Here is a 23347-nt window from a genome sequence, read left to right as displayed (position 1 = left end):
CATGGATCTGGTTACAGTGCGCTGGTTCCTCCGCGTCGCGGAGACCGGCAACGTCACGCGGACGGCCGAGGAGCTGCGGATCTCCCAGCCGGGGCTTTCCCGCGCCATCGCCCGGCTCGAACGTGACCTGCGCGCGCCTCTATTCGACCGCGAGGGCCGTACGCTCCGGCTCAACGCGTACGGCGCGATCTTCCGTGAGCACGCCGAGCGCCTGGTCGCCACCGAAGACGCGGCCCGGCAAGCGCTCGCCCAGGCCGCCGATCCCGAGCACGGCGAGGTTGGCCTGGCCTTCCTGCACACGCAGGGCACCGTGCTGGTGCCGGAACTGCTCCGCGCGTACCGGGCCGAGCACCCCTGGGTGGATTTCCGGCTGATGCAGGGCAGCGCCGAGCGCATCGAGGAGCAAGTCGTCCAGGGGCACGCGGATATGGCGATCACTAGCCCTCGCCCGGAGGGCCTGGCGTGGCATCTGCTGACGACGGAACGGCTGAGACTGGCCGTTCCGGCCGGTCACCGCCTGGCGGTCACGGGAGCGAGGGAGCAGGGGGAAGTGAGCCTGACGGAGGTGGCGGACGAGCCGTTCATCGTCCTGAGGCACGGGTACGGCTTGCGCTCGATCATCGAGAACCTGTTCCGCGAGGCAGGCATCCGCCCGAAGATCGCCTTCGAGGGAGAAGAGACAAGCACGCTGCGCGGCCTGGTCGCGGCCGGGCTGGGCGTGGCGGTGGTCCCACCGGGCGACGCGGTAGCGGGGGTCGCCGAACGCGAGATCGCGGGCGCACGACGAAGGATCGGCCTGGTATGGGTCGCGGATCGCACCCGCCCACCGGCAGTGGAGAACTTCCGTCACTTCGTCCTCGCCCACGCAGCGGAATAGCCAAGGCATACGGTGCCGGCTGTCCAGCAGTCGTAGAAGCCGCGGGTGAGGCCCGCCAGCGGCCGCAGCTCTACGCCGAGGCGCAGGTCGAGCTGGCCCGCGCGGGTGCGCGGGACCTACCGCAGGCCCTTCGACCGGCCGAGTGCCTCGACCACCTCAGCGCTCGCGGCCAGGGCCTACCGCCACTATCTCGCCGCACCCTGCTCCTGGGTGGGCTCGGCGCCCTGGCCGCCATCGGCGTACCGACCACGGTCGCCTGCACCCCCGACCCCACACCAAACGCCACCAAACCCACACCGAGCGCCGCCAACCCCACACCGAGCGCCACCCTCACCGGCCACACCTATTGGGTCTACTCGGTGGCGTTCAGCCCGGACGGCAAAACCCTCGCCACCGGCAGCCTCGACGACACGGTGCGGTTGTGGGACATGGCCGGCCGCAAAACCATCGCCACCCTCACCGGCCACACCGACGCTGTCACCTCGGTGGTCTTCAGCCCGGACGGCAAAACCCTCGCCACCGGCAGCCTCGACGACACGGTGCGGTTGTGGCCGACCCGCTGACCCAGTAGATCATCACCGCTTCAGCCCTACCGCCAAAATCCGGTCCGATCCTCCCCGAAGGCCGGCCGATCCGCCCGCCGGAGGGGATCACAGAACCAGACTTCTGTGAGCGAATTCCACAGACCTCGCGCGCCCGCGCGTAGGGGGTCCAGAAAGTCCGGAAACTGGCCTGCTCGCCGACGGTCGTCGTCGGCTCAGCGCAGCGCCCCGGAGGGACCGGACCGCGATCAGGTGCCCTGATCGCCTATCTTGCTGCCGGGACCGGATGTGTGGCCAATTGCGAGGCCCCCACGACACAACGGAGCCGATCTTCCCTCCCCGCCGTTCCCGGCCTCGCTCCCCGCGGCCTGTCCGGCCGACGCGCGGCCGACTGTCCAGTCCGCCGACCGAGCGCCAGCGAGGGAGCGGACTTGACCGGCGGCAAGCGTCGGCCACACTCGGGCCGGGGGCGGGGCCGGGCTCGCACACCGCGCGGACCCTCCCGGCCACGGTCGGGTTTCGTCGCGTGCCGACCTCCACCGCGCGGACAGCGGATCACCCCCGCCGAACCCGGCACTGTCCTGCCTTAAAGACGCCGCCCCACCCTCAAACAGACGCGCAGGCAGGCCGATGACGTCAACCAGCACCGCGCCGGTAACGACTGGTAATCAAGGCCTTGGCCGGTTTCCGCTGTCAAAGGCGAGAGGGTCCTCGTCCCGGCTTTCTCGCGCGCCTGCGCGTAACAGCTGGGCAGTGGGCCGGGTGTTCAGTAGGAGGCGGGGTGGTTCTGGGAGCCGAGGTCCTCACTCATCTGCTGGAGGGTGCGGATGGTGAAGTCGGGTACGGGGCCATCGGCTTTCACCACCTGGTCGTCGGAGGGGGCATGGACGCCAGGTGCGGTGCCCCAGCCGGTCAGGCGGACATCGGTGACGCTGGAGACGTAGAGGTCGATCTTCTTGAGGAGGGGTTCGCTCCACGAGCTCCACGCCCTGCGGACGAGCTGGTCCTCACCGATCCACAGCCGCCAGGAGACCTCGATCCCGAGGTCCTTCGCGGTTGGCTTTCCGTCGGTGAGGAGACGGAATCCGGGGTAGGCCTTGCTCAGCTCGCCGAAGGTGATCTTTCCCTCGTACAGGGTGGTGCGGGTGCCGTCGTAGCGGCCCGCGGGCCGTTTGGCCGTGGTGGTGGCGAGCACGGCCCGCAACGTGGCGGGATCGGCGAGTCTGATCCGCCCGCTGTCCATCTCCGGCCTGGTCGTGTCGTCGTCGAGCAGGACCCACTCCTTGCCCGCGGGCAGCGGCTGCACCGGCCATCCCGACATATAGCTGCGGCCTGTGAAGGTGACCAACCGCACGCTCTCATCTGACCCGATAAGGCTGTTTCGGCTCGTCACGTCGCTGGCCGTGACCTTCCCGCCCCCGAACTGGACGGCCCCCTTGCTACGGAAGGTGATCTTGCTCTTGCGTTTGGTCATCCAGGAGGGAACATCGCTTCGATCCTCGGTCGTGTCGACCGCGACCCGGGAGAAGCGCACTCCGCCATGTGCCGCCATCTGCTTCTTGAGCGCCCGCACCGGGTCCGCCGGAGCGCTCTGGGCGCTCGCACCGTCACCGAACCCGGCGACCAGGGCGGATGCCAGGACGGCGGCGAATGCGGCGATAGGCCATCTCATCGGGGGGTTCTCCTGCTGCTCTTGCCCTACGGTGACGGGACCGCCGAGATCGTCGCAGTCCAAGATCTCAGAGCAGTCACAAGGTGCCCGGGCCCGCCGCCTCGCAACGAGGTCGGATGCGGCGCATCCGTACTGGGCGGCCTGAACCCTCATCCTGCGATCGACCCCTTATGAGGTCTTGGTAGTATCGACGGAATTTTCAACGAATATGCAGGTCAGAGCCCCCTTAGGAACCTTCAGGCACAGCGTGGAAGATGGGCCGCTGACCTGCATATCCGTTGTTTCCTGCGTCGTTACTACTGGGCCCCCAAAGGCCGGTCGACGCCTCGTCGTGACGGTTCGCGACACACCTGTGGGCTTGCCGGACATGACCTAGGCATGAACGTCACCGACACCGGGCCGCCGCGCACCCAGCGCTTCGCCCGCCTCTACGAGCAGACGTATGCCACGTTGCTGCGGTTCATCGAGCGTCGTGTCCATCCCTCCCATGCCGAGGACGTGGTCGCCGACGTGTTCCTCGTCGCCTGGCGTCGCCTGGACGACGTGCCGCTGGCGGCGGACGAGGCTCGGGCCTGGCTGTTCGGCGTGGCGCACCGCACTCTGCGCAACGGGCTGCGGGCCGACCAGCGGCGGCAGGCACTTACCGTTCGCATCGCCGACAGCCAGCTGACCGGCGCCGCGGCGGCCGGGCTGGACCCCGAGCTGGTGGCACGCCGGCTCGACCTCGTCCGGGCGTGGCGGCGGCTCAGCCCGCGCCACCAGGAGACGCTCGCCTTGGCCGTGTGGGACGGCCTCACAGCCCCACAGGCCGCGCGGGTGCTCGGCATTTCCCCCGTCGCGTTCCGGCTTCGGCTCACCCGGGCCCGGCGTGCCCTGCGCCACCGCGCCGACGCGGTCCCCGCCACTACAACCCAGCCCGTGGCAACCGCCACCGTGAACTCCCGGAGCATGCGATGAACGACACCCTCGACCACGCCCTGCGCGACCTCGACCCGGCCGTCACCCCCGCCGACCTGGACACCAGCACCGACCCCAAGGCTCGGGTCCTGCTGGCCCGCGTGATGGCCACCGACCCGATGGAGACGCCCGCACCGACGACCAGCAGCCCTCGTCTGCTCACCGCCGGGCGTCTCACCGCTGCCGGCGGAGGGGTGGCCGTCGGCATCGCGGCAGCGCTGCTGCTGCCCGGCGTGTTCGGCGGTGGCTCGGCGATGGCAGCGTGGACCGCGACGCCACACACGGTGAGCGGTGACCGGGCCGCCGACGCCCAGGAGAAGTGCCTCGACAGCGCCCGGGACACCGCCAAGCGCACAACCGGGCGTGAGCTCGGCTTCCGGCCCGTGGTGACCGAGGGCCGAGGGCCATGGACGCTCGTCTACGTCAACGACGACAGCAGCCATCTGGCCGAGATCACCTGCCTGCTCCGCGATGGCGACCTCGTCGGCTCGCAGGGCAGCACGCCGGGGCCCGACGCACAACCGCTTTCGCCGGTTCCCGCGGGGGCGGCGCGGGCCGCCCTCGGCGCGGTCATGAGCACGAGTGAGGAGAGCGTGCGTATCGTGACCGGCAGGGTCGGTGCCGGCGTGGTGGGTCTGGAGCTCTCCACGGAGGCGAAAGGCAGCGTGACCGCGACCGTCACCGGCGGCTACTTCGCAGCCTGGTGGCCGGACGCGCCGACGACGGAGGAGCGCGAGAACGCCTCACCTCGTGGCGGCGTCAAGAGCGTCACGGCAATCCTCCAGGACGGGTCGCGGCACAGCGTCTCCCTCGAGGAGCTCACCGGCCGGACGAGCGCGCAGCTGAACACATCGGCCACGGGCGGCTCCGCGCGCGACTGATCTGGCCACCCGCGGCGGCGCCGGGCCTCACGGTCCGGCGCCGCCGAATACTGAGTGGACGGACACGGCGCGGCGAGGTCGTACCCGGACTGCTAATGGGGGTTCCAGTAGTAACGACGCAGGAAACAACGGATATGCAGGTCAGCGGCCCCCTTCCACGCTGTGCCCGAAGGTTCTTAAGGGAGCTCTGACCTGCATGTCCGTTGAAAATTTCGCCGGTACTACCGGGACCCCTAAGCGCAAGCCGCTGACCTGGCCGGACGCCATCGCGTGTACTTCATGACAGCTTCGTTATCGACACCCCAACCCCGGAGACCAACCTCGCGATCACTGGCCACACCCCGGCCCCACACCGAAAACCTCAGGAAGCGTTGCGGTACAGGTCCCGTCTCTCGGGCAACTGCTCGAGGCCGGCCGACTGGTAGGTGGCGACGGCGCCGACGTTGGAGCTCGGGCAGCACACGACCACGCTGGACGAACCCAACTCCTGGAGTGCGCGCGCCGCGGCGACCGTGATCGCTCGGCCGTAACCGTGACCGCGGTGTGCCCGGTGCACCCCCATCGGCTCGATCAGCCCTAGCTTGCCTTCACCCGCCGACCACACCGTCACGGCCGCCACCGCCTCGCCCTGCTCATTGCGAACGACCAGGCACCGCGCGTCGACATACGGCGCACCTGCCGCCATCGCGTGCCAGCGCTCGTCGGTGAACGTCGACCCGTCGAACGACGCCCGCAGGACCGCGGCCCACTCGTGCGCCTGTTCCGGCCCGATCACCTCGACGCGAACGCCGGGATCCGGCACAGGCGCGCCGAGGTCACGCCGAAGTAGTGTCCACGGCTCGCCACTCTCCCAGCCGTCCTTGAACAACAGGTCCTGGACCAGCGCACCCATCGGCGCCTCGACGTACACCTTGCCCTCGAGCAGCACACCACGCTCAGGCGCCGACACGTCCTCGACCACCTGCTGCGCCAACTCCTCATCCCGCAACGCCTCCGGCGCGAACGCCAACCGCAGCAACTCCGCACCATCCAGCAGCCCGACCGCCAGAACCTCCCCAGCCCGACTCCAGGTCCGCGTAGCCTCCGCCGTCCGCTCCGCACCCAACCGCCAGAACCACCCCACATCCCCTGGATGCAACTGCACGAGCCCTCCGTCGTACTGCCACTTCCCCAACACCCGCACCACGTCACCGAGCCCGTCGACCCCCGGCCTACCCACCTCGATCGCCATCCCTCGATCACACACCACCCCACCGACCCTCCGCACCCGAATATCCCGCCAGCAGTCAGTCATCTTCGGAGAACACGCACAACGCAAGGGTGAAAGCCCAGCTCGGCACTTCCGAAAACAGAGCCGCGCCGCTACTTGGCGGCCGGGGACACGTTCGGGAGGAGGGGGCCAGGTTGGAAAGAGCTCCTTGATCGCTGTCCCGGTGAACTTGGCCGGGTGTACGGCATCATGTCCGTTGTGGATCTTTCCAGGCGTCCTGGGCTGCGCATCGCGGCCGCGGCCGTCACTTTGTTGTTCACCCTGGGTGGCTTCGACCAGTTGAAGATGCCCGCGCTGCCGATGCCCGCGGACGCGGCGGCCTCGGCCGAGGAGATCGCCGAGCGACTGCGAGACCGCCTGGACGACGAGGTCTTCGAGAGCTTCTTGCCGGACCTCACCTTCGCCCCCTTCGCGATGAGACTGGACACGCCCCTCCTGCACTGGTGCTGGCCGGAGCAGAAGCAGGGCCTCGAGGCGCGGCTGCCGCCTGAGGGTGTGCCCGCCTACACCGGCGAGCTGCACGCTCCGGAGGTGGCCGATCCGCTGGAGGTGCGGTTCTGGATCACCTCGCCCGACCAGGCGAGCCGCCTGGTCGCGGCGACCCGGCGCGGCGCCGAGGAGTGTGGCCGTCGCCCTCCGGAGGGCTATGCGATCAGTGACGTGGCCGACTTCGATCGCTGGGGGTGGCACGGGGTGCAGGCCCTGGTCACCACAGAGAACTGGACGGAGTACGGCGACTCGGGCGCCAGGGTGACGATCGTGGCCGCACGCGGCGCGCTGCTGGCCGAGGTGTCGTGGGCCTGGGCGTTCGAGGCAGGCGGCAGGCCGGGCCAGAGCCCGCTGCTCCGGGGCACCGAGGCGGCGGTGTCCGTGCTGGCCGCCGTGGGCGGCGCCCCCTCCGCGCCCGCACCGGCCGGCGTCACCTCGCGGGCCGCCTCGACCATGATGGCCGCGGCCCTGCCTCTGCCGTCCGTCTACGGCAAGGACATGAGGCCGTGGCCCGACCCTGTTGGTCTCTTGCATGATCTGGTCTGCCCGTCGGGTTTCGAGGAGAACGTGCACGGCGGTGCTCCGGCCATCACGCGCCGCCTGATCGGCGAGGTCTCCATCCGCGAGGACGTGCTGTTCCTGGCCGACGAGCAGAGCGCCGAACAGGCACGCATCCGGCCGATCCGCTGGGCCCGCTCGGGCGTCTCGACCGACAAGGGGGTGAAGCCCTGCGACTCCGACGACGCGCTGTCCTACAGCATCGACCGTCGCCTCGAGCCCTTCACCAGGGGTTCCTGGACAGGAGAGATCGAGACTCTCGCCGTGCGGCGCCCTGACTCGCAGCGCCATCCTGCCCGTCACGACTCCGTAGCGCACATCGCCGTGGCCGTGCGCCACGGCTCCACCATGGTCTATCTCCGCTGGCAGGGACCGGCCGGGACCGACCCGGCCGCTGCCCTGCGCAGGGGCCGCGCCGCCCTCACCCATACCCTCGACCTCCTGCCGACGGGCGGCTGAAGGTCGTCGGCGCTCGCCCTCCCCGCGTCATTGATCGCAACAGATCCGGATCGCCCTGCCGGATCTGCTCCGCCGGCCATGCGGCGGGGTCCACACTGTCGGGTACGGCCATCGCTTTCTTCTCCTTCGATCTTGGTTTCGCAACCTGAAGGATCACGCGATGGCCGTCCTCGTTTCACGGCGCCATGCCATCTAGCTGGGGAAACTCATACGCCACCTCCGTGGACGCAACCGGAAGAGCTCGTCGACCGCGGCGGCTATGTGCTGATCCGGGCACGGACCGGCGGAGCGCCCATCCCCTGTTCAGGGTGCCGGGTGCCGTCGATCCGGCTGCACGGGCATTACCGGCGGCTGATGAGGACCTGGCGGCCGGCGGCCGCCAGGTCCTCATCAGCCTGACCGTACGCCGCTTGAAGTGCGGCAACCCGACCTGCCAGGTACGGACCTTCGCCGAGCCGATCAGCGACCTGGCCAGGCGGCATGCCCGCAACACCTCCCTGCTGCGGCGCATGCTCTGGAACCGCCCGCCTTCTTGCCCTGGATCACGTGATGAACACCGAAACGACCAACCCGCACCTGCCGCCAGAGCAGCAACATCCCAGTTCGGGAGCCCACCCGGTCATGTCCGGTCAGCTCTTCCCGATGACGACGACGCTTCGGGGCGCCGGGGGGCGGATCTGCAAAAGCCCAGGTCACACCGGACCTTCCAGCCCCTCCAGAAGAGCCGCACCCAATTCGGTCGCCGACACGGCAGGCCGTTGGCAGATCCCCGGTCGCCCTGCACTCGTTGCGAGCGGTGCCGTGGCGCCGCACCCTTTTGCCGTGGTGAGTCACGACTTACGTCGATTTGAGGCAAAAGAGTATGGGCAAGTTGCAGATCTTGCTTTATATTACGGCGCAGAGCAGCGTTATTTCCTCCGTGTTACAGCGAATGAGACCCGGCATCCGCCGTTCGATCGGCCATATCGGCGATGCCGTAACCCCCACGCCGCGCTGAACGCGGCGCCCTCACCGAGATGGGACTGGCCATGCGGAAATTACCCCTGTTATCCGTCTTACTGCTCACCGCACTCTCATGGCTCGTCGTACCCGCTCAAGCGCGCGCGGCGGTGCCGCCGCAGGAGCCGGGCATCACTCTGCGCACCTACGACCTCCAAGTCGAACTGTCCAAGCTCTGCACGCTCAAGCCCGGTCAGACACCCAACGTGGACAAGCTGATGCCCACGATCGACTGGACCTCCGACGCCGACTTCGGCCTGGCCGACATGTTCGTCACCGAGGTCATCGGCAACATCTCCATCGCCGCCGCAGGCACGTACGAGTTCCGGCTCACCAGCGACGACGGCTCCCGGCTGCGCATCGACGACACCGTCGTGATCACCAACGACGGGCGGCACGGGCCGATCGCCGTGGACGGCACGATCACCCTGACCGCCGGCTACCACACGTTGCGCGTCGACCACTTCGAGCACCTGTACGGCCAGCAGCTCAAGCTGGAGTGGAAACCACCCGGATCCTCGGCGTTCACCCTCGTGCCGAACTCGGTGCTGAGCACGGACGCGGACGTGGTACGGGTCACCGCCCCCGGGCGCAAGGAGTGCGAGAGCGGCGCCGACTCTCCGGGCGACGGGCTGCCGCTGGAGTCGGTACACCCTGACTTCACGCTCACCGACCTGCGACCGAACGGTTTCCAGCCGCAGGTGACCGCGATGGACTGGCTGCCCGACGGCCGGTTGGCGGTCGCCACGTGGGGTGGCTCGGAAACCAAGCTCGGCGAGGTCTACCTGCTCGACAACGTCACAGGCAAGACCTCACCCGCGCAGGTGACCACCAAGAAGATCGCCAGCGGGCTTCAGGAGCCCATGGGCATCAAGTACGTGGACGGCAAGCTCTACGTGTCGGAGAAGTCCCGGCTGGTGGAGCTGAACGACACCAACGGCGACGAGGTCGCCGACAACCTCAGGACCGTGGCGAGCTGGCCGTTCGGCGGCAATTTCCACGAGTTCGCGTTCGGGCTGCTCTACCGTGGCGGCCACTTCTACATCAACCTCTCCGTCGCCATCAACTACGGCGGCGCCACCACCGACCCGCAGCCGGCGCGGAACAGGGGCACGACCATCAAGGTCAACAAGGCCACCGGCGAGGTCGAGTACATCGCTGGCGGTCTGCGCACGCCCAACGGGCTCGGCTGGGGGCCGGAGGGTGACCTGTTCGTCATGGACAACCAGGGCGGCTGGCTGCCCGCCTCGAAACTGGTGCACATCAAGAAGGACCGGTTCTTCAACCACTACACCAACCCTGACGGCCTGTTCGATGACAACCTGGTGAGCGCGCCCGTGCTCTGGCTGCCGCACAACGAGATCGCCAATTCCCCCAGCACGCCGCTGGTCATGAGGGGGGGCAGGTTCGCGGGGCAGATGTTGTTCGGCGACGTCACCTACGGCGGGATCCAGCGCGGCTACCTCGAGAAGGTCAACGGCGAGTACCAAGGCGCGGTCTTCCGCTTCACTCAGGGCCTCGAGGCAGGGGTCAACCGGATCAGCCTGGGGCCCGACGGCGCCATCTACGCCGGAGGTCTCGGCGCCGGCGGAAACTGGGGCCAGCCGGGCAAGCTCACCTACGGACTGCAGAAGCTGACCCCCGGCGACGACAAGGCTTTCGACATCCTGAAGATGCGCGCGATCGAGGGCGGCTTCGAGCTGGAGTACACCCAGCCGCTGTCGGCCGAGACCGCCACGTCGCTGGCGGCCAAGTATCAGGCCACCCAGTGGCGGTACGCCGCGGCCTCCACCTACGGTGGCCCCAAGGTGGACGAGGAGCCGCTGACCGTCACCTCCGCGAAGCCGACCTCCGGTGGGAAGAAGGTCACGCTCAAGATCGCGGGTCTCAAGCCGGGGCGCGTGGTGCACCTGCGGTCGCCGCGTCCGTTCAGCTCGGCATCGGGGCAGCCGCTGTGGAGCACCGAGGCCTGGTACACGCTTAACTCGATGATCGACGGCCCGACGACGGATACCACGTACGAGGCGGAGAGCGCCTCACACAGCGGCGGTGCGAAGCTGAACACCGACCATCTGAGCTACTCGGGAAGCGGCTTCGTCGACGGCTACTGGGCCGCAGGAGCGGCCACGCAGTTCGCCGTACGCGCAGCCGAGGCCGGCACCTACCACGTGGGCCTGCGCTACTCCAACGGCCCGCACCCCGCACCCGGCACCAAATCTCTGAGCGTGTACGTCAACGGGACCAAGGTCAGGCAGGTGCCGCTGCCCACTACGGAAACGTGGGACCTGTGGGCCACCCGGGTCGAACCGCTCGCGTTGAAGGCAGGCGCCAACATCATCGCCTACAAGTACGACAGCGGCGACACGGGCAACGTCAACCTGGACTCCATCACCGTGGCCGTGCGACCGGTACTCGAGGCGGAGAACGCCTTGCTGCGCGGTGGTGCGAAGGTGAGCACGAACCATCAGGGCTACACCGGCAAGGGCTTCGTCGACGGCTACACGGCCGCGGGCGCGAGCACGTCGTTCACCGTGCGGACGGACTCACCCGGCATGCACAACGTCGGGCTCCGCTACGCGGCCAACGCCGGCACGTCGGTGAGCGTGTACGTCAACGGCGACAAGGTCAGGCAGGTGCGGCTGGCCGGCACCGGCGGCTGGGACGCCTGGGCCGTCCAGACGGAGGCGCTCAACCTGAAGCGGGGTTCGAACAGGATCGACTACAGGTACGACTCCGGCGATATGGGACAGGTCAGCCTCGACCACATCACCGTGTCGAAGGCGCAGCGGATCACGCTGTTCGACGGGTCCAGTCTGGCGGCGTGGGAGAAACGGGCCGGCGGGTCGGCGACCTGGCCGATCGCGAACGGCTCCATGGAGTCCTATGGCGGCGACATCCGTACCCGGCAGACGTTCGGCGACTTCAAGCTCCACGTCGAGTGGTACGAGCCGGACTACCCGCCGGACGTGACCGGGCAACAGCGCGGCAACAGCGGCGTCTTCCTCCAGGAACGCTACGAGGTTCAGGTCCTCGAGTCATACGGTGACACCACACCGGCCGCCAACGAGGCGGGCGCGATCTACTCCAAGCGCGCGCCCGACCGCAACATGGCCACCGCCCCAGGAACGTGGCAGACCTACGAGATCACCTTCCGTGCGGCCCGCTACACCAGCGCGGGAGTGAAGGTCGACAACGCGCGGGTCACGGTCGTCTGGAACGGCGTGGTGGTGCACAACGACGTGGCCATCGACGGCGGCACAGGCGACAATATCCCGGAGAGCGCGGCGTCGGGCGGGATCCGCCTCCAGGACCACGGCGACCCTGGCGAGAATCCCCGCTTCCGCAACGTGTGGATCGAACCCGTCTCCTGACCTCATCCGCCCGGCAGGCCGTCCCGCCCTCTGCGCGTGGCCGGCCTGCCGGGCCACGAGCGCGCCGCGATGCCATCGTCCTGGACGATCGGCAGATCGGGCAGCGGATACGCTTGCCGACGGCGCGCCCCACCGCGTCGCCGACTGTGTGGCCCACCGCCTTGCCCGCCCCCGACGATGCCGCTGTCGACCAAGCCATGAACCAGGCCCTGAACGCCGAGTTCTGCATCTGAAAACAGACCGCCATGCCCGCGCCGCTCCTGGCTGCCGCGCCCCCAACGCAGTCACCGGCGGGCCATGTGTCTCTGATTTTGCCGGCGAACCATCCGTGCACGCGTCTGGCACGCAAACGGCTGTCGCGCATGTTGCTCGTCAGGACGGGGAGCAGAAAGTGTCGCGGATCGTGTCACGAAGCCAGCGCTGTGCCGGATCGACGTCGAGCCGTGCGTGCCAGAGCAGTCGTACGTCGATTTCCGGCAGGTCCGCGGGGATGGGAAACCAGCAGATGCCGAGGGCTTGGCCGTACTGCTCGGCGAGGCGTCGAGGGGCGAGCCCGACGTAATGGCTGGATGCGACCCGGGTCGCGGCCACGCCGTCGTTGATGCGGATCGTGAAGGTGCGCCTGAGGTCGGCGATCGTGACCTCGTGGTCAGCACTGATCAGCACTGATCAGCGCTGACGCCTCCTCGAGCAGCGACCGGACCCGGGGAGCGGTCCGAAGCGCGAACGGGGTGGGCGCCATCTCACGACCGGCGCGCACCAGGATCGGGCCGCCCATCGCCCGCCGCAACCGGCCGAGCGCCCGGCTGGTCGCGGGGATGGACAGGTGGAGGCGCTCGGCCGCCGCCCGTCAACTCGCCCTCGTGACCGCTCAGTACGCTGTGCAGTGATCTTCCGATCGACGAGAGGTGAGATTCGTGATGTTGCCTGCGGACAGTCACGTGCACAGCGAGTGGTCCTGGGACGCGCCGCTGGGCTCGATGGAGCGCACCTGCGAGAAGGCGGTGGAGCTCGGCCTGCCCGCGATCGCCTTCACGGAGCACGTCGATCACACCGTGTGGATGGTCAACCCCGACGTGCTGCACCCGGATGACCATCTGGCGACCGTGCGCTCACCGGATGGCGAGCTGACTCCGCCGCGGTTCGACGCGGCCGGATACCTGGAGGCGATCGAAAGGTGCCGGGAGCGCTTCCCGGAGTTGCAGATCCTTAGCGGTATGGAACTGGGGGAGCCACACTGGCATGCCGAGGAGATCGCGAAGCTGCTCGCGGCCGGGCCGTTCGATCGGCTGATCGGGTCGCTGCATTGCCTCCCGATCGGGGACAGGTTCACCGAGCCTCCGGGGCAGTTCGCGCGGCGACCCGCGGCGGAGGTCATGCGTGACTACCTGGCGGAGATTCCCCGGCTGATCGAGCAGAGCGAGGTGTTCACAGTACTGGCGCACATCGACTATCCGATCCGTTACTGGCCGACGGAGCAGGCCGGGCCGTTCGATCTGCTGGAGTTCGAGGAGGGGTTCCGGCACGCGCTGCGGGTGACGGCGGAGTCGGGCAGAGCTCTGGAGATCAACACGCGCCTGCCGCTGCACTCGACCATCCTTCGCTGGTGGCGCGAGGAGGGCGGGCAGGCGGTGACGTTCGGGAGCGACGCGCACATGCCGTCGGCTGTGGCCCAAGGGTTCAAGGAGGCGGCGCACATGGCGGAGGCGCACGGCTTCCGCCCGGGCAAGGACATACTGGGCATCTGGGGCCGGGCGGACTGACATGGTGTTGAGCGCGGAGATCTTGACAGTGGGATGGGGATGCGCTGCTCGTGACGGAGAACGAGGAACTGCGGGCAAGGGTTGACGATCGATACGGCCGCGGGCGCGGGCGGCGGCCAGGCCCTCGTTGGTGCCGATGACGATGAGTTCGCGGATGAACTCCGCCAGGGCGGCGAAGACGTGGAAGACGAGTCGGCCGCCGGGGGTGGTGGTGTCGAGGTTCTCGTGCAGCGAGGTGAAGCCGACGCCGCGCTCGCGGAGTTCGGCGACCATGTTGATGAGGTCCTGGAGGCTGCGGCCGTAGCGGTCGAGCGAGGGAACGACGAGGGTGTCGCCGAGGTCGAGGAAGGCGTGGCACGCCTTCAACTCGGGGCGGAGCGCGTTCTTGCCGGACTTCTTGTCCGCGAAGATCTTCCGGCACCCGGCGGCGGTGAGCGCGTCGAGCTGCCGCTCCAGCTTCTGCCCGCTGGTCGAGACCCGGGCGTATCCGATCTTGATCTCGGTGCGGACGAGCGGCTCGGCGACGAGCAAGTCCGGCCGGTCGGCGGGTTCCAGAGAGGTCGTCATGACGGTCCTCCACTCGGGTCCGTGCGATGAGCCCCGAAGACATCCCAGGAGCTTAAGTGTCAAGCGGTGAGGGGTTCGGTGTGGTGTGACCAGGCGGTTTCGTCGTAGAGAGTGTTGGTCTTCAGGCATCCGTGCAGGATGCCGACGAGGCGGCCGGCCACTTGGCGCAGGGCGGCGTGATGGCAGACGTCACGGGCGCGGAGCCGGTCGTAGTAGGCGCGGGCGCCCGGTGAGGCCTGCAGGGCGGTGAAGGTCTGAGAATCGAGGGCGTCGATGAGCCGGTCGTTGTGCATATAGCGGGTGAGCACGACCTTCTTCTTGCCCGACGCCCGGGTGATCGGGTTGGTGCCGGCGTAGTTCTTGCGTGCTTTGGCGCTGGTGTAGCGGCCTTCGGCGTCGCCGAACTCTGCGAGCGCCCGGGCGCCCAGGACCGGTCCCAGCCCAGTCTGCGATAGGACGATCTCAGCGGCCGGGTACAGTCGCCAGCGGGTGAGCACTCATAGCTACCGGACCGTGAGTCCCGCCCAAAGATCGTGCCCCCGCTGGTCGGCCGGGAGAGTTGATCCCCGCCGGGATGCCGTGCCCGCCCGCAGAGGCGTGAGCACTGCTTGATTAGTTCGCTGACGGTTCTCCTGCGGGCTGTTGAGTATCGATCGGTGTCGAAAATCGGGAGAAGCGGTGCGCCTGTTCGTGGGAGATGACTGGGCCGAGCAGCATCACGACGTCGAGCTGAGGGACGCCTCGGGCCGCAGGCTGGCCAAGGCCCGCCTGCCCGAGGGAGTGGCGGGGATGACCAGGCTGCACGCGATGATCGCCGAGCAGCTCGACGAAGCGGCCGAAGACGGGGTTGAGGAACCGGCGGACAGCCGTTATCGATGAGAACGATCTTGCTGGGGCGCCTCAGGGCAGAAGCGGGATGCGGGTGGGATAGTTGCTGGTCAGCGTCCCGCGAGTACCGCGTAGGCAGTGGAGCGGCCGATTTTGAGGGTGCGGGCGGCCTCGGTGACCGAGACACCGTCGGCGACCAGGCGGCGTAGTGTGGCCAGCTCGGCGGGGCCGATGACGCGGGGCCGGCCGGTCTTCTTCTTGCCGGGCAGCATGGCACCTGTGGCTTCGCGACGCCTGGCGGCGGCGATTCCCTCGGCCTGGCGCTCGGCGCGCAGCTCCAGCTCGTACTCCGCGGCTGCGGCCAGGACCGCGAACATGAACCGGCCCTCTTTGGTGGCCAGATCAAAGTTCTCCGTCAGCGACACCACCGTGATGCCGCGGTCGCGCAGCTCGTTGACCGTGGTCAGCACGTGTCCCGCGGAGCGGCCCCACCGGTCGGACTTCCAGAACTTCAGCGTGTCGCCCGCTTTGGGGAGCGCCAAGAGCGCCTCCCACGCCGGTCGCGCGACACCGCGCTTGCCCGATTCCTTTTCCGTGACCAGTTCGTCGTAGCCGCTGGCCGCCAGGGCGTCGAGCTGGAGCTGTGGGTTCTGGTCGCGCGTCGAGACCCGTACGTACGCCCAGACGGTCATCAGCCACCCTCCCAGCGGTGTCCAGAAACGTCTAACTTTTCTGGACACTCTAGTGACCAGGCACGATGCCGTCCAGAAACCTCTGTCCAGGAAGTCGTTGTGGCGCAGCGGTGAGCGCCGCCTGGCCGCGGGGAATCGGGGGCGTGCTCGCGGGCGCGGCCGTGGCTCTATGCGGGGATGCGGAGCTCTTGGCGTATGCGGTGGCGGAACTGGCGCACGCTGGTTTCTGTGTCCCGGGGGTCAGCGCGTGGAGGAGGTCGTTGACGTAGGTGAGCGACCGGGTGGAGGCGACGTGGGAGAGGATGTCCACGGCGTGGTGTCCGTGTTCCAGTCCTTCGTCGAGACAGCCGCTGCGCGATCCTGTCCTTTGGCCGATCTTTCGAAGGATGCGCGGATGGCTGAGGAGATGCACCCGGCGTGGGGCGAGGTCGTCGACGTTCCTACCCCTCGTCGCCAAGGGGTGATCACAGCGGAACTGCGGGGAAGTCTCGTAGCCGCTCACTCAGCCTGTCACCTCGCGGGCGAAGCTCGGTTCCGCCGCCTCCAGTCGCGGTACCGCGACGCCCAACCGGCGTGCTTCCGCCAGGGTGTCTCGGCAGATCTCACGCGGCTCCTCGGCCTCGGGGTCGGAGTGCGCCTCGAAATTCACGCGCGCCGGCGCGAAATGAGCGAGCAGCCAGGCGAGCGCGGGGGCCGTCAGCCAGGTGGGCGCACGGAACGGTAGCACACCGCCCCGGTGACGTCGCAGGTCAACGCCGCGCGCCTCGAGGAGCGGCAGAAGCTCGCGGATAGCCAGCAGCGCCTCGCGCAGGTCGCCCGTCGCCCCTGCCAGCTTGGCCAACGAGCCCAGCCTCAGGCCCTGCGAGTGCAGGCCCGCATCCGACACGAAATGGACCCACAGCCAGCCGCGGAAGTCAGGCTGCTCCTTAAGCCGGAGCCCGGCCTCGCGAAACGCTTGGCGCACGGCCCGCTCCCGGTCGGTCGGGGGCTGGCCGAGGGTGCCGAAGATGACCGACGGCAGCAGCGCCCCACGGAGCACGCCGTCCGCGCCGAAACCGCCACCGGCCTGGGGAAAGCCCCAGGCGATCTGGTCGACAGGGAGTGCGCCGATCGCGGTCAGCGGCTCGGTCCAGATGTTGCCGAAGACCAGCACCGTGGCGTGGCCGACACGCGGGGACAGGAAGGCCGTCGCCTCCGCGAGGCGGTGGTGCGGCACGCTCAGCACGATCAGGTCGAAGTCGTGGTCCGGCTCCAGCGCCTCGCGGTAGCGCACCGGCCACTTCTGGACGACGCGCTGCCCCCACACCCGCCGCCGCGCATCGAGCAGATCGAGGTCTATCGCTTCCCCGTACGCCGCCGTGCGGCCCGGCCGGACGTAGAACTCGACGTCATGCCCGGCCCGTTCCAGGGCCCAGCCGTACATGGTGGCGATCACGCCTCGGCCGAACATCAGGATCTTCAAGCTGCACCTCGTGGGATACAATCAAATTGGAGGTCATCTCCACTTCCCAAAAATATGGAGGTAGTTTCCGTTTGTCAACGCGAGGTAGCGCATGAACTCCGCCAAGCCGCTGCGTGCCGACGCCCAGCGCAACCGCGAGGCCTTGCTCGCCAAGGCCCGGGAGGTCTTCGACGCCGGAGGCTTCTTCGACCTGCGCTTCGATGATTTCGCCCGCCTGGCCGGTGTGGGCACCGGCACGCTGTACCGCCACTTCCCCACCCGGGAGGCGCTAGCCGAGGCGGTCTACCACGAGGAGGTCGCCACGCTGTGCGACCGCGCCCGCCAGTTGCAGGCCACGCTGCCCGCGGAGGAGGCCTTGGCGACCTTCCTGCGTGGCATGGTCGGCTACATGGATGCCCACCAGGGCCTCGCCCGGACGCTGGCCACGCTCATGGCCACCGGCTCAGATGAGCTCGCCGAGGGTAGTCGGGCGCTGGAGCAGGCTGTCACCGACCTGGTGGCCGCCGCCGTGAAGGACGGCGCCGTCCGCGACGACGTGGGTGCCGGCGCCGTCATGATGGCACTGCATGGCATCGGTGCGGCCCATGACCGCCCCGGTTGGCGGGCCGAGGCCGACGGTGTCATCACCCTCGTGCTGGACGGGCTGCGCCGGTCGCACTCAGGCGACGGTCAGCGCGAGCACGAGCAGGAGAGTGTCGGTGAGTTGAAGTGAGAATACCTTTCTGACCAGGGAAAATGGGACTTGTCTAGGGTTCCGTTTTCACTGTCGGGAAGGCATCCCGTAGATGCAATTCAAGCACGCTCCCCAGGCGGTGTCGGTAGCGTTCGATGACCCGAATCTCGTGTCGGCCGCGGGCCTGGTGCCGGTGATGCGGCTCGCTCACACCGCCGGGCTTGCGGGCCTGTCACTGGACCGTCTCACGGTGCCGGGCGACAACGGCGCGAACGCGGGCGCGAAAGTTCGCGGCCCCGTTGCAGGAGGCAATCGAGCGGCACGTGGCCGGCCCGCAGGATGACGCCGCTGCCGGCGTTGAGCTGGAGGAGCTGCTGAAGCGCTATCCCGACAGCGGACGGCTGGTCCGCGATCGGGCCCTGCGCAGGAGCCGCCTGGCTGGCCTCTACCGCTCCGACAGCCTCATCGTGAACCCGCTGCCGCCCGTCCTCGGACTGGCGGACGGAAACCGCGCCAACTACCTGTGGGACGAGCACGAGCGCCGGGTACGGCTGATCGACTGGGAAGACTTCGGCCGCAGCGACCGGGCGTTCGAGCTCGGCGAGGTCTGCGAGCATATCTCCCGCCTCGACGGCGTCCTGGACGCCGAGCAACTCCTGAGGCACCTGGCCGTGGGCATCAGCGCCGGCCAGGGCGGCGTCGTGCAGGGAGGCCTCGCCGAGGCTGTGTTCGGTGAAGAAGTGGCGGCCGCCCTCGGCGCTGCCTTCGAAGCCGTCGGCGACGATCTGCGGCACCGGGTAGCCCAGTTGCGCGGCCCGGCGCTGGAAGTCGGCTTCGGCTGCCACGCTCTCTCATCCAGGTCGCCGGTTCGCCGATCTCCTCCTACGAGTTCTGGATCACCGCCGGTGACGAGCATCGGCTCGGGCGTGTCCGGTACGGGACCTGCGAGGCCGGCCTTCTCAACATGATCAGTTTTCCGCTGGAGTGGCAGTTCTGCGGGCTCGGTACTCGTGCCCTGCGCGAACTGGAGGCCCGCCCCCTGACCTGACCTGGTACACCACCGGCCAGTACGAACAGGCCCAGGGCTTTTACGAGCGATACCGGCAAGACAGCGACAGCCCGTGGGGCGAAGATCACTACCCGTGCCCGCACTTTCGGGAACACGGAGCGAAACACCCGCCTGTTTCATAGGCGGTCACTTATGAAACAACTTCCGCGCCCTCGGCCTGCGATCGTGGCCGGCCTACGTCACCCGTCACCATGTGGTGATCTTGATGCGCAAGTTGACTGCTCACGGACTGGTGTTGAGCTCGCGGGCGGCCTCGCGCAGGCTTGGCCGCCCGCGAGCGTCGTCCAGGAGGCGGCCAGCGGCCATGAGCAGACGTTCGGCACGTGCTGAGACCACCTCGCCCCGGCGGGGCAGCACGTCGCGCAGGAGAACCGACCTCAGCGACGGCACCACCCGGTTGCACCTGCGCTTTCGCAAGACGGGCAGGAAGTCGCCCGCCGCCTTGTCCGCGTAACCGGAAACGGGAAGTCTGTCTTTCCGGTTCATTTCGTGGCAATGACCTCGTTGACGGTGGCCCGCTCTGCGGGCGAGGGGACATCTGAACCGGGGATTTCAGGCTGGGATCCGTTTCCCCGGACTCCAAGAACTCTCTCGCGATCGTGATGGCGCTCTCGCTCGTAGGGTCGCCTGGCTCCAGTGAGTCGTGGTTCTCGTCAGGATCCTCAGACGGGCATCTGCCCCTCGCCCGTCACTTCTTGGAGATCATAACCTCGTGGCCGTCCGGGTCGGTGACCTTGATGTAGGTGCCCCAGGCCTCCTCCACCGGGTCGGTCACGGTGACGCCGACCTCGCGTAACCGACGCACCGTCTCGTCGATGTCATCGCAGGCGAAGGTGAGATAGGCGCCCTCGCCCGGCTTCTTACCGAACGCCTCCGCGCTGTGCAGAGTGATCGAGGTCTGTCCGTTCGGCGGCTTGACCTCCACCCAGCGCGCGCCTGGCCACATCTCGGCGTCGACGGTCTTGGTGAAGCCAAGCTTATCGGCGTAAAAATCCACCGACCGCTGCTGGTCGGCTACGTACATGACGGCGACGTTGATATGGGTGATCATAGATATCCCTTTGTCGGCTTGGCCGCATCGGATGTCAGCGATGATGCGCAGAACCCGGGCGCGGTCGGTCAGGAGCGTCCAGGTTGGCTGCTGCTCGGTGTCGTTCATGCCCGCGCTGTCCTCTCTTCCGGATGGTCGGAACGAGTTCGGGCCTGGCGCAGCGCGGCATAGCAGGAGTTTATGTGAGGAATCCATGTTCGGGTGATCTGTCACTCGGTGGCGGTGACTTCGTTGACCGCAGCGCGGGCGGCGGACTCGTCGACGATGGTCTTGTCGGCGATGAAGGTCGCTAATAGAGCCTGGATGGCCAGGGGCTACCATCGGTATACCCGCCCGTGCGCTCGCGCTCGCGTGCCACCAGCCGGGTCAGCGTGGTGATCCCGGGCAGCAGCACGTCGTTCTGGCGCAGCCAGCGCACGGCGTACTGGAACAACGCGGTCGGGCCGTCGCCGGTGTTCCACGCGTGTGCCCGCACCTTGCCCGTCAGCTCGGCCTCGGCCGAGGCGAAGTCCTTCAGCCCGCACGCCTTGGCGATCTCCCAGGTGTGTTTCAGCCGCGTCTTGTCCCGTTCGGTGTAACGCTTCGCACAGGACGGATCCTCAGGTCGAGTCGCCCGGGGGAATCACACCCCCGGGCTCCCACAGAGTGGAGCGTGACAGTCTCCCGTCACTCCGCTCTTGTCACCCCGATCACCAGTAACAAGCAGTCCATGCCCAACGGGTTAAGAACCGAGGGTACTGACGGGTGATGCGCTGCCAGGCTTGGTCGGCTTTCTTGAAGGACCGTAACCGCTTGGCGGCCGGTGACATGATCCTTAGCGTGGATCGCATTTCGGCGGCTGAGCTGGTCAGTCGGTGCCGTGGGGGTTGTCGATGACGTAGCGCCATCGGCCGTCGGGGCTGCGGCGGACGACGTCGGTCGCGGTGCCGCTCATGTCGATCTCGGTGCCGTCGCGTGCCGTGCCGCGCATGGACCAGTCGACGATGAGCAGGGCGATGTCTCCGGCCACGTACGCGTGCCTCGGACGGGCCTCGATCGGCAGCCCGAAGCTCTGCAGGTGCTGGTTGGCGGCGAGGCGTGCGGGGCCGGTGACGGAATGGCCGGGCACCGGTACGAGGACGGCGCCATCCTCGTAGACGTGGTCAATCGCGTGGGGATCACCGGCGTTCATGGCCGAGACGAAGCGGGCCGCGGGGCCATCGGGGTCTCCGGGGTCTCCGGCGAGAAGCACCTGAGGCTGGGATGTGTCATGACTATCCATGACAAAATGATCATATCACATTTCTGCCCGCGGGCGCGGCTGGCTTGGGCCCCGCGGCGATGGAGGTCGCCCGCAGCGATCACCGGGTGCGCTACGGGTGCCTGTGCGGTGCCAAAACGGCGAATACTGTTGCTGAGCTGAGCGTTCGCAGGGCGATCAGGCTGCTCTGCGGTACTCGCTGATCAGTCCAGTGACGGTCCTTCGACGGTGGATCCGGGAGGCCATGTCGATCACCTCGCTGGGATCATGCAACGGCGGGCGGAGCGAACGGCCCTGATGCGGGCGATGATGGTTGAAATGGCGTTCATACTCGGCCAAGACCGTACGCAGGTGCCGCTCACCATAGAGGAGCAGGTGATCGAGGCACTCACGGCGTAGCGTTCCCACGAACCGCTCCGCGAACGCGTTCGCCCGAGGCGACCGGACAGGCGTCTTGATGACCCGCACACCACTGGCGGCGAACACCTCATCGAACGAGCGGGAGAACTTGCCGTCACGGTCCCGGATGAGAAACCTGAAAGCGCCGGCGCGTTCACCCAGGTCCACCAGCAGGTTCCGGGCCAGCTGGATGGTCCATGCACCGGTCGGCTTGGAGGTGACGCCCAGCATGTGCACGCGGCGTGTCTCGATCTCCATGATGAACAAGACGTACAGGCGCTTGAGGAACACGGTGTCGACGTGCATGAAGTCGCACGCCAAGATGCCGGAGGCTTGCGAGGTGAGGAACGGTCGCCAGGTCGGTGAGGCCTGGCGTGGCGCTGGGCCCACTCCGGCCGCGGCCAGGATCCGGCGGATGGTGCCTTCCCCGATCCGGTGGCCGAGGCCGAGCAGTTCACCCCGGATCCGCCGGTGCCCCCATCGTGGATTCTCTCTGGCCAACCGGACCACCAGGTCACGCAGCTCATCCGGGACCGGCGGACGCCCGGCCGTGTTCGGGTAAGTCCAGCGCTGGGTCACCAGCCGACGGTGCCAGCACAACAAGGCACCCGGCGTCACGATCCGATGGAGCCGAAGCCGCGTGGGCAGCAGCCGTACGAGTGCGGCCAGCAGCGCCCGGTCGGCCCAGTCCGGTCGCGGCCGGGCGACCTGACGACGCAGGACGGCGACCTCATGGCGCAGCACCAAGATCTCCACCTCCTTGGAGGCGTCGCCCCGCGCGAGGAGTGTCAACCAGCCGAACAACCGGACCATCAGCAGGTACAGGAGGCGTAGAAACACGAGTGCTGAGGACAGAAGGCCAGGTCAGATGCCATGGACGAGTTTTGGCACCGCACAGGTCAACCAGGCCCCCGCCCGCTGAACTCCAAGCCCTGGTCACAGCCGTCACCACAGGACGACCCCTCAACCTCTACGCCCCGCCCTAACAAACCACCGACTAGTGCGTCTCGCGCCACTTTTCATGCAGCATAGGGATCTCCCGGTGCATGAACAGGTAGAAATCGCGGAGCTCGGTCATGGTCTGCCCGGCGTGGGTCTGCGGTCCGCCGAGCGCCTCGATGCCCTCGTCGACCATGTCGGCGAGGGTCTTGTAGAGGCCGACCTTGGTCAGCGCGACCTCCCACCAACTGTCGTGGACCAGCCGGTAGACGTCGCGCCGGGATCCGGGCACCGGGTCTCGGGCGACCATTCCCAGCTGGACGAGGTAGCGGACCGCGCCAGAGATGGCGGCCGGGCTGACGTCGAGGCGTTCGGCCAGGTCGGGGGCGCTCAGCGTGTCCTCTTCCGCGACCGACAACGTCACCAGGACCCGGCCCGCCATCGGCGGGAAGCCCCAGTCGGCCAGCATCCGGCTGAGCCGCTCGACGAACTGACGCACCGCTTCCTCGTCCCTCATCCTGCTCCTCTCACCCCGCGTCAAGGATCCGTAGTTTAGTGTCTTCATATCTTTCACAAACTTGTGAAGGCT

Annotated in this window: 22 protein-coding genes and 3 pseudogenes; 11 read left to right on the top strand and 14 right to left on the bottom strand. The window is 68.1% G+C overall.

Annotated elements, in window-relative coordinates; translation table 11 throughout:
• Position 1: 1 nt before the first annotated feature.
• Entirely contained in the window at positions 2–877 is an 876-nt protein-coding gene (locus tag ABT130_RS22370) for a LysR family transcriptional regulator (RefSeq protein WP_350958017.1), read from the top strand.
• The gene (locus tag ABT130_RS22365) at positions 802–1440 is read left to right on the top strand and encodes a WD40 repeat domain-containing protein (RefSeq protein WP_350958014.1); all 639 of its coding nucleotides are present in this window, start codon (positions 802–804) and stop codon (positions 1438–1440) included. The genes ABT130_RS22370 and ABT130_RS22365 overlap by 76 nt, the downstream gene beginning before the upstream one ends.
• A 745-nt stretch (positions 1441–2185) precedes the next feature.
• Here the strand turns inward: ABT130_RS22365 and ABT130_RS22360 are convergent.
• Entirely contained in the window at positions 2186–3091 is a 906-nt protein-coding gene (locus ABT130_RS22360; RefSeq protein ID WP_350958011.1) for a hypothetical protein, read from the bottom strand.
• A gap of 378 nt (positions 3092–3469) precedes the next feature.
• Between ABT130_RS22360 and ABT130_RS22355 the strand changes: the two genes are divergently transcribed.
• Together ABT130_RS22355 and ABT130_RS22350 are read left to right on the top strand one after the other, a co-directional pair.
• Positions 3470–4048, top strand: a complete 579-nt coding sequence (locus ABT130_RS22355; protein WP_350958008.1) for an RNA polymerase sigma factor — start codon at positions 3470–3472, stop codon at positions 4046–4048.
• Positions 4045–4929: a hypothetical protein gene (locus ABT130_RS22350; protein ID WP_350958005.1), complete on the top strand. Its 885-nt coding sequence runs from the start codon at positions 4045–4047 to the stop codon at positions 4927–4929. Before ABT130_RS22355 ends, ABT130_RS22350 begins: the two co-directional genes overlap by 4 nt.
• 361 nt (positions 4930–5290) lie before the next feature.
• Here ABT130_RS22350 and ABT130_RS22345 read toward each other — a convergent pair whose 3' ends face one another.
• Positions 5291–6160 carry a GNAT family N-acetyltransferase gene (locus tag ABT130_RS22345; RefSeq protein WP_350928283.1) on the bottom strand — a complete coding sequence of 290 codons (870 nt, stop codon included), beginning with the start codon at positions 6158–6160 and terminating at the stop codon, positions 5291–5293.
• A 237-nt stretch (positions 6161–6397) separates the two neighbouring features.
• Between ABT130_RS22345 and ABT130_RS22340 the strand changes: the two genes are divergently transcribed.
• Together ABT130_RS22340 and ABT130_RS22335 are read left to right on the top strand one after the other, a co-directional pair.
• Positions 6398–7705 carry a hypothetical protein gene (locus ABT130_RS22340; RefSeq protein ID WP_350958002.1) on the top strand — a complete coding sequence of 436 codons (1308 nt, stop codon included), beginning with the start codon at positions 6398–6400 and terminating at the stop codon, positions 7703–7705.
• 1028 nt (positions 7706–8733) lie between these two features.
• Entirely contained in the window at positions 8734–12075 is a 3342-nt protein-coding gene (locus ABT130_RS22335) for a 3-keto-alpha-glucoside-1,2-lyase-like domain-containing protein (protein ID WP_350957999.1), read from the top strand.
• 372 nt (positions 12076–12447) lie between these two features.
• Here ABT130_RS22335 and ABT130_RS22330 read toward each other — a convergent pair whose 3' ends face one another.
• Positions 12448–12741, bottom strand: coding sequence for a type 2 periplasmic-binding domain-containing protein (locus ABT130_RS22330; protein ID WP_350957996.1), 294 nt, complete (start codon positions 12739–12741; stop codon positions 12448–12450).
• Positions 12725–12910 (bottom strand): annotated as a pseudogene (locus ABT130_RS22325) (LysR family transcriptional regulator); the annotation flags it as partial. The pseudogene ABT130_RS22325 and the gene ABT130_RS22330, both read right to left, overlap by 17 nt.
• 85 nt (positions 12911–12995) lie before the next feature.
• Here ABT130_RS22325 and ABT130_RS22320 point away from each other — a divergent pair.
• Positions 12996–13838 (top strand): PHP domain-containing protein, encoded by an 843-nt coding sequence (locus tag ABT130_RS22320; protein WP_350958074.1) that lies wholly within the window; start codon positions 12996–12998, stop codon positions 13836–13838.
• A 153-nt stretch (positions 13839–13991) separates the two neighbouring features.
• On the opposite strand, the pseudogene ABT130_RS22315 reads toward ABT130_RS22320, so the two are convergent.
• Together ABT130_RS22315 and ABT130_RS22310 are read right to left on the bottom strand one after the other, a co-directional pair.
• A pseudogene (locus ABT130_RS22315) lies at positions 13992–14405 on the bottom strand (recombinase family protein); the annotation flags it as partial.
• A gap of 59 nt (positions 14406–14464) precedes the next feature.
• Positions 14465–14902: a transposase gene (locus ABT130_RS22310; RefSeq protein ID WP_350957994.1), complete on the bottom strand. Its 438-nt coding sequence runs from the start codon at positions 14900–14902 to the stop codon at positions 14465–14467.
• A gap of 181 nt (positions 14903–15083) precedes the next feature.
• Here ABT130_RS22310 and ABT130_RS22305 point away from each other — a divergent pair, with 181 nt between their 5' ends.
• On the top strand, positions 15084–15284 hold the full coding sequence (locus ABT130_RS22305; protein WP_451935557.1) for a hypothetical protein: 201 nt from the start codon (positions 15084–15086) through the stop codon (positions 15282–15284).
• A gap of 59 nt (positions 15285–15343) precedes the next feature.
• Here the strand turns inward: ABT130_RS22305 and ABT130_RS22300 are convergent, their stop codons facing one another.
• On the bottom strand, positions 15344–15925 hold the full coding sequence (locus ABT130_RS22300; RefSeq protein WP_350957991.1) for a recombinase family protein: 582 nt from the start codon (positions 15923–15925) through the stop codon (positions 15344–15346).
• A gap of 502 nt (positions 15926–16427) precedes the next feature.
• Positions 16428–17387 (bottom strand): ketopantoate reductase family protein, encoded by a 960-nt coding sequence (locus ABT130_RS22295; RefSeq protein WP_350957988.1) that lies wholly within the window; start codon positions 17385–17387, stop codon positions 16428–16430.
• Between the two features lie 91 nt (positions 17388–17478).
• Here ABT130_RS22295 and ABT130_RS22290 point away from each other — a divergent pair, with 91 nt between their 5' ends.
• From ABT130_RS22290 to ABT130_RS22280, 3 genes and pseudogenes are all read left to right on the top strand, one after another.
• Entirely contained in the window at positions 17479–18099 is a 621-nt protein-coding gene (locus tag ABT130_RS22290; RefSeq protein WP_350957985.1) for a TetR/AcrR family transcriptional regulator, read from the top strand.
• A 73-nt stretch (positions 18100–18172) separates the two neighbouring features.
• A pseudogene (locus ABT130_RS22285) lies at positions 18173–18367 on the top strand (IS1380 family transposase); the annotation flags it as partial.
• A gap of 16 nt (positions 18368–18383) precedes the next feature.
• Positions 18384–19028 carry a phosphotransferase family protein gene (locus tag ABT130_RS22280; protein ID WP_451935877.1) on the top strand — a complete coding sequence of 215 codons (645 nt, stop codon included), beginning with the start codon at positions 18384–18386 and terminating at the stop codon, positions 19026–19028.
• Positions 19029–19351: 323 nt separating this feature from the next.
• Here ABT130_RS22280 and ABT130_RS22275 read toward each other — a convergent pair whose 3' ends face one another.
• The 6 genes from ABT130_RS22275 to ABT130_RS22250 all read right to left on the bottom strand — a co-directional run bounded on the left by ABT130_RS22275 (position 19352) and on the right by ABT130_RS22250 (position 23275).
• Positions 19352–19615 carry a hypothetical protein gene (locus tag ABT130_RS22275; RefSeq protein WP_350957980.1) on the bottom strand — a complete coding sequence of 88 codons (264 nt, stop codon included), beginning with the start codon at positions 19613–19615 and terminating at the stop codon, positions 19352–19354.
• A gap of 202 nt (positions 19616–19817) precedes the next feature.
• A complete protein-coding gene (locus ABT130_RS22270) occupies positions 19818–20288 on the bottom strand; it encodes a VOC family protein (protein WP_350957977.1) in 471 nt (156 codons plus the stop codon).
• Positions 20289–20469: 181 nt separating this feature from the next.
• A complete protein-coding gene (locus ABT130_RS22265) occupies positions 20470–20733 on the bottom strand; it encodes a DUF4158 domain-containing protein (RefSeq protein ID WP_350958071.1) in 264 nt (87 codons plus the stop codon).
• Positions 20734–21027: 294 nt separating this feature from the next.
• Entirely contained in the window at positions 21028–21441 is a 414-nt protein-coding gene (locus ABT130_RS22260) for a YybH family protein (RefSeq protein ID WP_350957975.1), read from the bottom strand.
• Positions 21442–21597: 156 nt separating this feature from the next.
• Positions 21598–22659 carry an integrase core domain-containing protein gene (locus tag ABT130_RS22255; protein WP_350957972.1) on the bottom strand — a complete coding sequence of 354 codons (1062 nt, stop codon included), beginning with the start codon at positions 22657–22659 and terminating at the stop codon, positions 21598–21600.
• Positions 22660–22816: 157 nt separating this feature from the next.
• A complete protein-coding gene (locus ABT130_RS22250; RefSeq protein ID WP_350957969.1) occupies positions 22817–23275 on the bottom strand; it encodes a GbsR/MarR family transcriptional regulator in 459 nt (152 codons plus the stop codon).
• Between the last annotated feature and the right edge of the window lie 72 nt (positions 23276–23347).

It is taken from the genome of Streptosporangium sp. NPDC001681, from assembly GCF_040298085.1.
In the GTDB taxonomy this organism is placed as follows: domain Bacteria; phylum Actinomycetota; class Actinomycetes; order Streptosporangiales; family Streptosporangiaceae; genus Streptosporangium.
Note: the sequence above shows the minus strand (reverse complement) of the source record. Positions and strands in the feature narration are given on the sequence as shown.

What these genes read in the sequence shown, in the direction of transcription:
- ABT130_RS22370 (WP_350958017.1), top strand. Translation starts at nt 2, where the DNA reads ATGGATCTGGTTACAGTGCGCTGGTTCCTCCGCGTCGCGGAGACCGGC.
- ABT130_RS22365 (WP_350958014.1), top strand. Translation starts at nt 802, where the DNA reads ATGGGTCGCGGATCGCACCCGCCCACCGGCAGTGGAGAACTTCCGTCA.
- ABT130_RS22360 (WP_350958011.1), bottom strand. Translation starts at nt 3,091, where the DNA reads ATGAGATGGCCTATCGCCGCATTCGCCGCCGTCCTGGCATCCGCCCTG.
- ABT130_RS22355 (WP_350958008.1), top strand. Translation starts at nt 3,470, where the DNA reads ATGAACGTCACCGACACCGGGCCGCCGCGCACCCAGCGCTTCGCCCGC.
- ABT130_RS22350 (WP_350958005.1), top strand. Translation starts at nt 4,045, where the DNA reads ATGAACGACACCCTCGACCACGCCCTGCGCGACCTCGACCCGGCCGTC.
- ABT130_RS22345 (WP_350928283.1), bottom strand. Translation starts at nt 6,160, where the DNA reads ATGGCGATCGAGGTGGGTAGGCCGGGGGTCGACGGGCTCGGTGACGTG.
- ABT130_RS22335 (WP_350957999.1), top strand. Translation starts at nt 8,734, where the DNA reads ATGCGGAAATTACCCCTGTTATCCGTCTTACTGCTCACCGCACTCTCA.
- ABT130_RS22320 (WP_350958074.1), top strand. Translation starts at nt 12,996, where the DNA reads ATGTTGCCTGCGGACAGTCACGTGCACAGCGAGTGGTCCTGGGACGCG.
- ABT130_RS22300 (WP_350957991.1), bottom strand. Translation starts at nt 15,925, where the DNA reads ATGACCGTCTGGGCGTACGTACGGGTCTCGACGCGCGACCAGAACCCA.
- ABT130_RS22290 (WP_350957985.1), top strand. Translation starts at nt 17,479, where the DNA reads ATGAACTCCGCCAAGCCGCTGCGTGCCGACGCCCAGCGCAACCGCGAG.
- ABT130_RS22275 (WP_350957980.1), bottom strand. Translation starts at nt 19,615, where the DNA reads ATGAACCGGAAAGACAGACTTCCCGTTTCCGGTTACGCGGACAAGGCG.
- ABT130_RS22270 (WP_350957977.1), bottom strand. Translation starts at nt 20,288, where the DNA reads ATGAACGACACCGAGCAGCAGCCAACCTGGACGCTCCTGACCGACCGC.
- ABT130_RS22260 (WP_350957975.1), bottom strand. Translation starts at nt 21,441, where the DNA reads ATGGATAGTCATGACACATCCCAGCCTCAGGTGCTTCTCGCCGGAGAC.
- ABT130_RS22250 (WP_350957969.1), bottom strand. Translation starts at nt 23,275, where the DNA reads ATGAGGGACGAGGAAGCGGTGCGTCAGTTCGTCGAGCGGCTCAGCCGG.